At 71.5% G+C, this 12,152-nt stretch carries 10 protein-coding genes and 1 riboswitch; of the genes, 5 read left to right on the forward strand and 5 right to left on the reverse strand.

Features of this window, described 5'->3' with window-relative positions; genetic code table 11:
- Positions 1-420, reverse strand: a 420-nt coding sequence (gene arfB, locus GUY60_RS24950; protein WP_161701589.1) for an alternative ribosome rescue aminoacyl-tRNA hydrolase ArfB, incomplete at its 3' end; no start/stop codon positions are given.
- Between the two features lie 203 nt (positions 421-623).
- On the opposite strand from arfB, the gene GUY60_RS24955 reads away from it, so the two are divergent.
- Entirely contained in the window at positions 624-2,060 is a 1,437-nt protein-coding gene (locus tag GUY60_RS24955; RefSeq protein WP_161701591.1) for an FG-GAP and VCBS repeat-containing protein, read from the forward strand.
- A 45-nt stretch (positions 2,061-2,105) separates the two neighbouring features.
- Here the strand turns inward: GUY60_RS24955 and GUY60_RS24960 are convergent, their stop codons facing one another.
- Entirely contained in the window at positions 2,106-3,002 is an 897-nt protein-coding gene (locus GUY60_RS24960; RefSeq protein ID WP_161701593.1) for an SIS domain-containing protein, read from the reverse strand.
- A gap of 284 nt (positions 3,003-3,286) precedes the next feature.
- Between GUY60_RS24960 and GUY60_RS24965 the strand changes: the two genes are divergently transcribed.
- The 3 genes from GUY60_RS24965 to otsB all read left to right on the forward strand — a co-directional run bounded on the left by GUY60_RS24965 (position 3,287) and on the right by otsB (position 5,892).
- On the forward strand, positions 3,287-4,555 hold the full coding sequence (locus GUY60_RS24965; RefSeq protein WP_161701595.1) for an ABC transporter substrate-binding protein: 1,269 nt from the start codon (positions 3,287-3,289) through the stop codon (positions 4,553-4,555).
- A gap of 61 nt (positions 4,556-4,616) precedes the next feature.
- A complete protein-coding gene (locus GUY60_RS24970) occupies positions 4,617-4,943 on the forward strand; it encodes a DUF3263 domain-containing protein (RefSeq protein WP_161701597.1) in 327 nt (108 codons plus the stop codon).
- 67 nt (positions 4,944-5,010) lie between these two features.
- Complete coding sequence (gene otsB, locus GUY60_RS24975; RefSeq protein ID WP_161701599.1) at positions 5,011-5,892, forward strand: trehalose-phosphatase; 882 nt, start codon at positions 5,011-5,013, stop codon at positions 5,890-5,892.
- A 2-nt stretch (positions 5,893-5,894) separates the two neighbouring features.
- On the opposite strand, the gene GUY60_RS24980 is transcribed toward otsB, so the two are convergent.
- From GUY60_RS24980 to GUY60_RS24990, 3 genes are all read right to left on the reverse strand, one after another.
- Complete coding sequence (locus GUY60_RS24980) at positions 5,895-7,289, reverse strand: alpha,alpha-trehalose-phosphate synthase (UDP-forming) (protein ID WP_161701601.1); 1,395 nt, start codon at positions 7,287-7,289, stop codon at positions 5,895-5,897.
- Positions 7,290-7,391: 102 nt separating this feature from the next.
- Entirely contained in the window at positions 7,392-9,485 is a 2,094-nt protein-coding gene (locus GUY60_RS24985) for a DUF7927 domain-containing protein (RefSeq protein WP_161701603.1), read from the reverse strand.
- Positions 9,486-9,541: 56 nt separating this feature from the next.
- Positions 9,542-10,489, reverse strand: coding sequence for a glucosyl-3-phosphoglycerate synthase (locus GUY60_RS24990; RefSeq protein ID WP_161701605.1), 948 nt, complete (start codon positions 10,487-10,489; stop codon positions 9,542-9,544).
- 134 nt (positions 10,490-10,623) lie between these two features.
- Positions 10,624-10,779, forward strand: a riboswitch (SAM riboswitch).
- A gap of 18 nt (positions 10,780-10,797) precedes the next feature.
- On the opposite strand from GUY60_RS24990, the gene thrC reads away from it, so the two are divergent.
- Complete coding sequence (thrC, locus tag GUY60_RS24995) at positions 10,798-12,084, forward strand: threonine synthase (protein ID WP_161701606.1); 1,287 nt, start codon at positions 10,798-10,800, stop codon at positions 12,082-12,084.
- Positions 12,085-12,152: the final 68 nt, after the last annotated feature.

A 12,152-nucleotide genomic window follows, 5' to 3' on the forward strand; every position in this document is an offset into this window, starting at 1 on the left:
GTCCCGCCCCGACCGCCCCCGCTTCGTCTCCGAGCGGGCCTTCTTCTGGCGGAGGCGGCGTTCGTTGATGCCTCGGGGGATCTTCGTGGCGCGGCGCGGGCGTGGTGGTGGGGCCGTGGCTTCGGCGAGGAGGGAGGTCAGGCGGGTCGCGGCCATCTCGCGGTTGCGCCACTGGGAACGGTGCTCCGAGGCCCGTACCGCGATGACGCCGTCGACCAGGCGGGGCGCCAGGCGCTCCAGGGCGCGGGCCTTCCAGACCTCCGGGAGCGCCTGCGTCCTGGCCAGGTCGAACCTCAACTCGACTTGCGAGTCAGAGGTGTTGACGTGCTGGCCGCCGGGGCCCGAGGAGCGGGAGAAGCGCCACAGGAGCTCGGCCTCCGGCAGGAGGACCGAACCGCGGATGACGTGGGGACCAGGCATACCCCCATGGTCGCGCGCCTCGGCCGTTCCCGTCACCTCAATTCCACCGCCTGCCCGGCACTCCCCTTCGTGTTCACCGGGAAGACATCGCCGCACAACCCTTCGTACGCCACATGAGTCACACCTCTGGAGGTCCATCCCGGGATCGGATCCCTGGGTGTCCTTTCCCCCTCAATTCCCCCTACGAATACGGGAGTTCCACCGTGCGCGTACGCACCCTCGCCGCCACCGCCGCCGTAGCGGCACTTACCGCGGCCGGTCTGACCTTGCCCTTGGCCGGGAGCGCCGCGGCCGTCGAGGCTCCGCGGTTCGACTTCAACGGTGACGGATACGCGGACATCGCGGTCGGTATGCCCAACGCCACGGTCGACGGCAAGGCCAAGGCCGGCTATGTCAGCGTGATCTTCGGTGGGCCGCAGAGCCCCAGCCAGTCCACCGGTGTCATCAGCCAGGCCGAGGCCGGCATACCCGGCACGCCCGAGGCCGGTGACCGCTTCGGGTCCTCCGTGGCGCCCGTCGACGTGAACGGCGACGGCACCTTCGAGCTCGTCGTCGGCGCCAGCGGCGAGTCGCTCACCTCCGAGCAGCTCAGGGACGAGGGCACCATCACCGTCCTGGACGGCTCGGAGTGGAACATCAAGGGCACCACCGTGGTCCGGGGCACCTCAGAGTTCAGCAAGATTGGCGGCACCCTCGCCACCGGTGACTACGACGGCGACGGTGACACCGACCTCGCGTACGGCGAGAGCGGCGAGGAGCGGGGCTCGCTCCGGTTCCGGCCCGGCCCGCTCACCGCCGACCCGGTGACCCCCACCACCCTGCGCACCTACGGCATGGGCGGCGCCACCCGCGCCCTGGCCACCGGCGACTTCGACGGCGACGGCCGCGACGACCTCGCCGCCACCTGGCAGGGCATGGAGGACTCCAGCACCTTCATCACGCGCTGGAACGAGCAGGCCGAACCCGCCCAGTGGTACGCGGACGCCGACCGGGGCAGCGCGCTCGCCGCCGCCGACTTCGACCGGGACGGCACGGACGACCTCGCGGTCGGCCTCGTACAGCCCAACCCCGAGTCGGAGAGCACGCATTGTGAGGACCGGCTCGGGGGAGCTGTCCTGCTGCTCAAGGGGTCGAAGACCGCGAACTTCGGCGACGAGAGCGAGTGCTTCACGCAGTCCAACCCGGAGGTCGGCGGCGCCGGCGAGGACGGGGACGACTTCGGCGCCGCGCTGTCCGCCGGGGACCTGAACGGCGACAGCCGTCCGGAACTGGTCGTCGGCGTGCCCGGCGAGGACGTCGGCACCGTGAAGGACGCGGGCGGATACGTGACCCTGAACGGCACGGAGCACGGCCTCTACGGCGGTCTGGCGCGCAGCCAGAGCACCGCGAACATGCCCGGCACGGCCGAGGCGGGCGACCGCTTCGGCGCCCAGGTGTCCGTCGGCGACCACAACCGCGACGGACTGTGGGACACCGCGGTGAGCGCGCCCGGCGAGAACGCGGGTGAGCCCAGGTCGGGCGGCGTCTGGTTCGCGCCGAGCAGCACCGAGGAGACGTACCCGCAGGGCAAGTCCCTGACCCCGTTCGGCTTCGCGCTGCCCAACGGGGCCATCAAGTACGGCGAGGTGCTTGGCCTCTAGGCCCGCGTACGCGAGAGGACAGGACCGGCCCGGACCCGCCTCGCGCTAAGCCAGGATCACGCTGCGCGTGAGGTTCCGGGGCCGGTCCGGGTCGTACCCCTTGGACTCCGCGAGGGCGACCGCGAGGCGCTGCGCGCGGATCAGGTCGGCCAGGGGGTCGGTGTCGCGCGCGACGAGGTGGCCGCCGACCCGGTCCACGTCAGCGGCGAGGCCGTCCGGCAGGGTGCCGAACATCCAGGCCACGCGGCCGGGGCCGGTGATGGAGATGGGGCCGTGGCGGTACTCCATCGCCGGGTACGACTCGGTCCACGCCCCGGCCGCCTCCCGCATCTTGAGGCCCGCCTCAAGGGCTAGCCCGTACGTCCAGCCGCGGCCGAGGAACGTCCACTGCTCCGCTCCGAGCACCGGCTCCGGCAGCGGCTCGGTGACCGCGAGTTCGGCGTCCACCGCGGCCTCGGCCACCGGCTTCACGCCGAGCGCCGACAGGTCGCCGAGCCCGGCCCGCAGGAACGCGAGGGCCGTCGTCGCGAAGCGGGTCTGGACCACCGACTCCTCGTCCGCGAAGTCGAGCACGGCCACCGCGTCCGCGGCCTCCATGACGGGGGTCTTCGGGTCGGCGGTGAGGGCCGTCGTCGGCACCGATCCGCGCAGTGCGCCGAGGAGTTCGAGCACCTCCGTCGTCGTACCGGAGCGGGTGATCGCCACGACCCGGTCGTACGCGCGGCCCGCCGGGAACTCCGACGAGGCGAAGGCGTCCGTCTCGCCCTGGCCCGCGGCCTCGCGCAGCGCCGCGTACGCGATGGCCATGAACCAGGACGTGCCGCAGCCGGTGACGGCGACCCGCTCGCCCGGTCGCGGCAGCCCGTCGAAGTCGGCGGCGGCCTCGGCGGCCCGGCGCCAGCAGGCGGGCTGGGTGGCTATTTCAGCTGCGGTACGTGACATGCGCGGCGGCTCCTCGGCGAGCTGGCGTACGTGTGCGCCAGGACGTGTGGTGCGGGCGGGGCGTGCATAGCAGAAATGTGCATAGCAGGCCTGTGGCCTGCGGGGCAACGGTGGGACGGGTGACGGACGGGCGACGGACCTCCGGCCCCGGCCTCGTTGCCGAAGCGAGATGTGAGTGGTGTAGACCTTATGTGTGAACGTGCGGCAAACTCGCCGTTCTATTCGGAGCGGACGGGACCGGACGGGACCGGCAAGACGGGACAGGCAAGGGTGGGGAAGCGGCTGTGCAGCGGCGTGTAACTGGTCTGACGGCGGCGGTCGCCGCACTCGGCATCACGGCAGGCGTCACCGGCTGCGGAGCGACCGGCGGCTCCGGTGACGTGACCCTGAAGATGGTCGCCGCCGACTACGGCGACGGCCCCGCGAACAGCAGCCAGAAGTACTGGGACGCGGTCGCCGCCGACTTCGAGAAGCAGAACCCCGGCATCAAGGTCGACGTCGACGTCTACTCGTGGAGCGACGTGGACGCCAAGGTCGCCGCGATGGTCAAGAAGGGCGCGGCCCCGGACATCGCGCAGATCGGCGCGTACTCCGACTACGCCGCGCAGGGCAAGCTCTACCGCGCCGGCGACCTGCTCTCCATCCCCGTACAGGCCGACTTCCTGCCCGCCCTGACCGAGGCGGGGCAGGTGCGGCGGGTGCAGTACGGGATGCCGTTCGCGTCCTCGACCCGGCTGCTGTTCTACAACAAGAAGCTGTTCGCCGAGGCCGGGATCACCGACGCCCCGCAGAGCTGGACCGAGCTCGCCACGGACGCGCGGCTGCTGAAGGCGAAGGGCGTGAAGTACCCGTTCGCGCTGCCCCTCGGCAGTGAGGAGGCGCCCGCCGAGACCCTGATGTGGCTGCTGAGCGGCGGCGACGGCTACACCGACAACGTCGGTACGTACACCCTCGACTCGGACCTGAACGTCCAGACGTTCAAGTGGCTCAAGGACGAGCTGGTCGGCAAGGACCTCACCGGGCCGACCGCGCCCGGCGAGCTCGACCGGCAGGACGCCTTCAACGCGTTCTCACGCGGCGAGGTCGGCATGCTCAACGGCCACCCGACGCTGATGAAGCAGGCCGAGAAGAAGGGCGTCGAGTACGGGATGGTCCCGCTGCCCGGCGTCAACGGCAACGCCAAGTCCACCCTGGGCGTCGCCGACTGGATGATGGGCTTCAAGCGACACGGTCACAAGGAAGAGATCGGCAAGTTCCTGGACTTCGTCTACGACGACGCGAACGTCCTGGAGTTCTCCGAGCGCTACGACATCCTGCCCGTCACCTCGACCGCCTCCGACAAGATGGCCGAGGACCCGGAGTACAAGCACCTGCGGAAGTTCCTCGAGGAGCTGCCGGACTCGCAGCTGTACCCGGTGGGCAAGACGTCCTGGGCGCAGGTCAGCGCGTCCCTCAAGAAGAACATCGGCAAGGCCGTCCGGCCGGACGGCAACCCCGCCTCGGTCCTGCGGCACCTGCAGAACGAGGCCGCCGCGGCCGAGTCGGCCGAGTAGCGCGGACGGTGGCGGTGGCGGTGGCGGTGTCTGTGTCGGTGCGCGCGTCTACGGTTTTCTCATGACCTCCGCAGAGCCCGAGCCCGAGCCCCAGCCTGAACCCGGACCTGAACCCGAGTCGTCCGGGGAGCCGGAGCCCGAGCCCGAGCCCGCTCCCGGCGCCGCCGGGCTCTCCGCGCGCGATCAGGACGTGCTCGCCCTGGAGCGGCGCGGCTGGCCCACGCCCGGCCTGAAGGAGCGGGCGATACGCGAGCGGCTCGGCATATCCCCGACCCGCTACTACCAGGTCCTCAACGCCCTCCTCGACGACCCGAAGGCCCAGGAGCACGACCCGGTGACCGTCAACCGGCTCCGCCGCGTCCGCACCGCCCGCCGCTCCCGCCGCTAGGTCAAGCCCGACCACTATCCCCGTACGACCGGGGTGCGCTCCGCCCCGAGCTGGATAGGGTCGGCCCATGGGCAGCCACCCGCACCCCCGTACCCCCGACGACCTGCCGGTCCCGGTGACCTCCGCCGGGCGGGACGGGCTCGCCGCGTTCCGCACCCGGCCCGAACGCGCCCTCGTGGCACTGGACTTCGACGGCACCCTCGCCGAGATCGTCCCCGACCCGGAGCAGGCGCGGGCCCACCCGGACGCCGTGCCCGCGCTCGCCGCGCTCGCGCCCAAGGTCGCCTCCGTCGCCGTGATCACCGGCCGGCCCGCCGGAGTGGCGGTGCGGTACGGCGGCTTCGCCGGGGTCGCGGGACTTGAGCACCTGGTCGTGCTCGGGCACTACGGCGCGGAGCGCTGGGACGCCGTCACGGGCACGGTGCAGGCCCCCGAGCCGTACCCCGGTGTGGCCGCCGCGCGGGCCGAACTCCCCGGGTTCCTGGACGTGTTGGGCGCCTGGCGCGGTACCTGGATCGAGGAGAAGGGGCGGGCGGTCGCCGTGCACACGCGCCGCGCGGACGACCCGCAGGCGCTGTTCGACGCCCTGCGCGGCCCGCTCGCCGAACTCGCCGCCCGGCACGGCCTGATCACCGAGCCGGGCCGCTTCGTGATCGAGCTGCGCCCGCCCGGCACGGACAAGGGCGTGGCGCTCGCGGCGTACGCGCGCGAGGTCGGCGCCGAGTCGGTCCTGTACGCCGGGGACGACCTGGGGGACCTGTCCGCGTTCGCGGCGGTGGAGAAGTTGCGGTCGGACGGGGTGGCGGGGCTCCTCGTGTGCAGCGGCAGCGCGGAGGTCGCGGAGCTGGCCGAGCGGGCGGACGTGACGGTCGACGGGCCGTCGGGAGTGGTCGGACTGCTCGCCGCGCTCGCGGCAGCGGTGTCGGCGCCGGGGCCCGGCGAGGGCTGAGCTCAGCGCTTCAGCTCGCGCACCTGGTCCAGGAACCACCGCTCCGGCGGCAGCGCGGTCGCCGCGGCGGCGAGGCGTTCGGTGCGGGCGGCGCGTTCCTCGTGCGGCATCGTGAGCGCCTCGTGCAGCGCCGCCGCCGTACTCACCACGTCGTACGGATTGACCGTGAGCGCGTCCGCGCCGAGCTCCTCGTGTGCGCCCGCCTCGCGGGAGAGGACCAGGGCGCAGCCCGCGTCGGAGACGACTGGGATCTCCTTGGCGACCAGGTTCATGCCGTCCCTGATGGGGTTGACGAGGGCCACGTCCGCGAGCCGGTACGCCGCGAGGGAGCGTGCGAAGTCGTCCTCGACGTGCAGGATCACCGGGGTCCAACCAGGCGTCGAGAAACGGGAGTTGACGCTGTCCGCGACCCGCGCGACCTCCGCCGTGTAGTCGCGGTACACGGCGAGGTCCTGGCGCGAGGGGTAGGCGAAGGCGAGGTGCACGACGCGTTCGTGCCACTCGGGGTGCTCGTCGAGGAGGAGTTCGTACGCGCGCAGCCCGCGCACGATGTTCTTGGAGAGTTCGGTGCGGTCGACGCGGACGATCGTGCGGCGCTCGCCGGTGCCGCCGATCTGCCGGCGCAGCGCCGCCGTCCGTTCGGCCACGTCGTCGCGGTGGGCGCGCTCGCGCAGGAAGTCCGCGTCGGCGCCGAGCCCGTGCACGCCGACGCGGGCTCCGCCGAGGCCGCCGACCACCGCGTCGCAGCAGGCCGTGAACGTGTCGGCCCAGCGGCGGGTGAGGAAGCCGAGCCGGTCCGCGCCGAGCATGCCGCGCAGGAGCTGTTCCGCGATGTCGTCGGGCAGCATCCGGAAGTAGTCGACGGGCGCCCACGGGGTGTGCGAGAAGTGCCCGATGCGCAGGTCGTCGCGGAGTTCCCGGAGCATGCCGGGGACCAGGGCCAGGTGGTAGTCCTGCACGAGGACGGCGGCGCCCGGCGCGGCCCCGTCGGCGAGGGCCTCGGCGAAGGCGCGGTTGTAGCGCTCGTACGCGGCCCACTGGCGGCGGAACTCCTGGTCGAAGACCGGTTCCAGGGGGGTCTGGTACAGCATGTGGTGCACGAACCAGAGGACCGAGTTGGCGATGCCCTGGTAGGCGTCCGCGTGCACGTCGGCGTCGATGTCGAGCATCCGTACGCCGGGCTCGGTGACCCCGCGCCGTACCGCCTCGCGGTCGCCGTCGCCGAGGGCCGCGCAGACCCACAGGGCGCCGGCGTCGGGGCCGATCGCGGAGAGCCCGGAGACCAGGCCGCCGCCGCCCCGCTTGGCGTCGAGGCCGCCGTCCGGTCGTACGGAGTAGGTCACGGGGCCGCGGTTGGACGCGACGAGGATCGGGGCGGCGGTGCGCTCGGGGGCCATGACGCGAAACCTAGCCCGGCCCCGGAACGCGTAAACGTACGGCCGGGCTCGTCCGAGCCCGGCCGTACGCCGTGGGGGTGCTTCAGGTCAGGTCAGTTCAGGTCAGTCGCGGCGGCGTCCCCGCGTCATGGCCATGGCGAGCGCGCCGAGGCCGCAGAGGACGACCGAGATCCCGGTGTAGAGCAGGGTCGGGGTGCCGGTGCCGGTGGTGGCCAGTTCGGCCCGCTGCGGGGCGGCCTGGGCGCCGGACTCAGGGGCGAGGGCCTGGCGGGCCTGGACGCGGCTGCTGGTGATCACCGAGGTGCAGGGGTCGGAACCGCCCGCCCGCTCGTCCACCGGCGGGCAGGTGGTCTTCGCCGCGCGAGCCGTCACGGTGAGCACGGTGACCTTGCCGGGGGTGCAGGACGCCCGGACCCGCTGCACGATGCGGACCTTGGACTCGGCGGGTACGTCGCCCTTCCAGACGTACACGTCGCCTTCCTTGGTGACGGTGCCGCTGCTGGTCTGCGGGGTGCCGCCCGCCCTGACGGGCCACTCGATCTCGACGCCCTCGCGGCGGTCGCCCGAGCTGTTCTTCAGCGTGATCGTGTTGGTGGTGGAGGCGCACGGCGCGACGGTCGGGTCGGCCGGGATGTTGCTGATCTCGATGTGCGGGGTCGCCTCCGGGCGCTGCCGCACCTCGGGGGTGACGCCGCAGGCCGGGTCGGTGCTGCCGGCCTCGCAGTTGGAGCGCGGCGAGGACACGTCGACGTTGTTGCGCAGCTTGCCGTCGCCGCTGACCGGGTCGTTGACGGTCACCGAGTAGGTGATGGTCGCGGTCTCGTCGGGTGCGATGTCGCCCTGGAAACCGATGCGCGGGGCGTCGTAGTCGACCTTGCCGGTGTCCGTCTTCGCGTCGCCGTTGTACGTCGCGTCGTCGAGGGTGTCGGTCAGGTCGTCGGTGAACTTGGCGTTCGGGTACGGGAGTCGGCTGATGTTCTTCGCCTTCACCGTGTATGTGAGGGTGTCACCGGGATGCACCGTCTTCGGCGACGCGGTCTTGGTGACCTCCAGGTCGGGCACCGGCACCGAGAACGCGAGCGCCGAGGGCACATAGGTGTCGCCCTTGGTGCGGAACGTCAGGTCGGCGGAGGTGGCGCCCTGCTTGATGGTGCCCGCCGGGATGTCGACGGTCTCGGCATCGATGCTGAAGTTGTTGGCGTCGCAGGGGTCGAGACAGCCCTCGGCGTGGCTGTTGAAGAAGTTGTTGGTGGAGCCCGCGCTGTTGGCGATGTTGGTGCCGTTGACCAGGAACTGGTCGCCGCTCACATTGGCGTCGCCCTCGTACGCGGTGGTGCTGGCGCGCAGCTTGCCGTCACCGGTGCGGTAGAAGCCGTCGACCGTGATGGTGGTGTCGGGGTCCTTGGACTGCTGGACGACATGGCCGCCGTACACGTAGACGTTGCGGCGGTCCGGCGCGTACTGGGCGTTGGGGGCGTCGTACTTGTAGACGACGGTCAGGGACCAGCCGCCGACGCAGCCCTTGCCGGTGGGCGCCCACACATTGCCGACGGAGACCGGCACGTCGGAGCCGGAGGCCATCGCCTGGAACGAGGACGTGACGTCGGCCTCGGCGGTGTAGTAGTGCGGCCCGCCGACCTCGGACGGGGTGCGCACCGCGTTCTGCACGGTGACGGGCGTCTCGGCGCCGCCGTTCACCTTGATCACCGGCTGTGTGCTGAGCGGGTCACCGGCGGGCGAGGTGGCCACACCCGCGGTGTCGCAGCGCTGGATCTGGTTGCGGCCCAGCTTGTACGTGCCGTCGTTGCCGCCCCAGAAAAGTCGGGCGTACGCGACCTCGGCGCCCGGCGGGATCCGCACCTTGCCGGTGCTGGAGTTCAGTACCGGGGAGCTGAGCCCCGCCGTGTTCACGTACTGCATGTCGAACTGGTTGTTGTTCGCGGTGCTGCCGCCGGACTGGGCGGTACGGCAGGCGGCCGCCTCGTCGGCGGGGGTGCTGGGGCAGTCCAGTACGGAGTTGCCCAGCGTGATGAAGTCGCCGTACAGCGCCTCGTCGTAGCGCTTGGCGAAGGGTTCGACGACGACGGCAGCGGCGGGGGCCGCGCCGATCAGGGAGGTGGCGGCGGTGGCCACGGCGATCAGCGCGCCGACCAGGCGGGCCGGGCCACGGCGGCCTGTTCGCCACGATTGCGGCATTACATGTCTGTCCCACATAAATGGGAAATTTAGGCAATGAGCATCATCGGACCGGGCTACGCCACGCGGCGGTCCCGGTACTCCTCGATGTTCAGCATCGGCGGCCGCTCCTCGGTGTCCACCGCGTGCGTGCGCGGCTCGAAGCCGTCCGCGCCGCGCTCGAACTGGGTAAGCCGCGGCCGCACCAGATGCCCGCGGGCGAGCCGCAGCTGCGCCGTGCGGTAGATCGCCGCCGCCATCCGGCCGAGCGCCCGGCCGTCCTGGTGCCGGTGCAGCCGCACCCCCACGTCGACCTGCGCGAGCGCGTCCAGGCCCACGGTGTGCAGCGCGTCCACGAGCAGCCCCAGCTCCACCCCGTACCCCACCGGGAACGGCAGCCGCTCCAGGAGCGACCGGCGGGCCGCGTACTCGCCGCCCAACGGCTGGACGAATCCCGCCAGTTGGGGCCAGTGCAGATTGAGCAGCGGCCGCGCCACCAACTCCGTCACCCGACCGCCCTGGCCCGTGGCCTCGCCGAGCGGCCGGTCGTACATCGCCTTCACGAACTGCACCTCGGGGTCGGTCAGGAGCGGCCCGACGATCCCCGTCACGAAGTCCGCGGAGAACTCCCGCAGATCGGCGTCGACGAAGCACACCACGTCACCGCCGGTCACGAGCAGCGACCGCCACAGCACCTCGCCCTTGCCGGGCACCGCGGGCAGCCGCGGCAGTATCGCGTCCCGGTGCACGACCCGCGCCCCGGCAGCCGCGGCCACCTCGGACGTACGGTCGGTGGAACCCGAGTCGATCACCACCAGCTCGTCGACGAGCGGCACGTCCGGGGTCATCAGCTTGCGGCGGATCACGGTGACGATCTCGCCGACCGTGGCCTCCTCGTCGAGCGCGGGCAGCACGACGCTGACCGTCGTTCCCAGCCTGGCCTTGGCGGCCAGGAGCTGGTCGAGCGAGCGGTCCTGCACGGACCAGGAACGCCGTTCGAGCCAGCGCTCCACCTCTTCGAGCACGTCTGCATACTCCCTGGTCTGTGATCCATCTCGCGGTTCGGACGACTATCTCAACCCCGAGGGCCTTCAGTTACAGTCTTGAACAACGCAGATGCCCGCCGCATGTCGGGGTCGTCTCGCTGACAACCGAATACCGCTCATCCAGAGGGGCAGAGGGATACGGCCCGTTGAAGCCCCGGCAACCCTCCAGCCGGTCTCGTAGGACACCGCAACTGTCCATCGCGAGGCTCCCGGCTAGGGAAGGTGCCAAATCCGTCTCGCGGCGAAGTGCGTCGCGAGGAAGATGAGGAGAAAGGGCCTCGCCTCTCATGGCTGTAAACACCACCGAAGTCACCACCACCTCCGTGGACCTGGGCCCCGCGTCCGGCCTCTCCTGCCGCGAGTGCGGCGAGCGCTTCCCGCTCGGCCCGATCTTCGCCTGCGAACTCTGTTTCGGGCCCCTCGAAGTCGCGTACGACCTGCCGGTCGGTGACCCGGAGGGGCTCCGCAAGAAGATCGAGTCCGGCCCGGACAACATCTGGCGGTACGCACCGCTGCTGCCCGTCCCCGCCGACGTGGCCGAGAAGCCGAACCTGAACCCCGGCTGGACCAAGCTCGTCAAGGCCGACAACCTCGCCCGTGAACTGGGCATCACCGGCGGCCTGTTCATCAAGGACGACTCCGGTAACCCGACGCACTCCTTCAAGGACCGCGTCGTCGCCCAGGCCCTCGAAGCGGCCCGCGCCTTCGGCTTCACCACGCTCTCCTGCTCCTCCACCGGCAACCTCGCGGGCGCCGTCGGCGCCGCCGCGGCCCGCGCCGGCTTCCGCTCCTGCGTGTTCATCCCGCACGACCTGGAGCAGGGCAAGGTCGTCATGGCCGCGGTGTACGGCGGCGAGCTCGTCGGCATCGAGGGCAACTACGACGACGTGAACCGCTTCTGCTCCGAGCTCATCGGCGACCCGCTGGGCGAGGGCTGGGGCTTCGTCAATGTCAACCTGCGGCCGTACTACGGCGAGGGCTCCAAGACCCTCGCGTACGAGATCTGCGAGCAGCTCGGCTGGCAGCTGCCCGACCAGCTGGTCATCCCGATCGCCTCCGGCTCGCAGCTCACGAAGATCGACAAGGGGCTGCAGGAGCTGATCAAGCTCGGCCTGGTCGAGGACAAGCCGTACAAGATCTTCGGCGCCCAGGCCGAGGGCTGCTCGCCGGTCTCCACCGCCTTCAAGGCCGGCCACGACGTGGTCCGCCCGCAGAAGCCGGCCACGATCGCCAAGTCGCTCGCCATCGGCAACCCCGCCGACGGGCCGTACGTCCTGGACATCGCCCGGCGTACCGGCGGTGCCGTCGAGGACGTGAACGACGAGCAGGTGGTCGACGCGATCAAGCTGCTCGCCCGTACGGAGGGGATCTTCGCGGAGACCGCGGGCGGTGTGACGGTCGGCGTCACGCGCAAGCTGGTCGAGGCGGGGCTGCTCGATCCGGCGCTGACCACGGTGGTGCTCAACACGGGTGACGGGCTCAAGACGCTCGACGCCGTTGCCGAGACCTCTCAGGCGACCGCGACCATCAAGCCTTCGCTTGACGCGTTCCGCGCGGCGGGGCTCGCCAGCTAGTTCCCCGCCCCGCCCCTTCCCGAACTGGGGCTCCGCCCCAGACCCCGCTCCTCAAACGCCGGAGGGGC

The organism is Streptomyces boluensis (assembly GCF_009908195.1).
Taxonomy (GTDB): Bacteria; Actinomycetota; Actinomycetes; order Streptomycetales; family Streptomycetaceae; genus Streptomyces; species Streptomyces boluensis.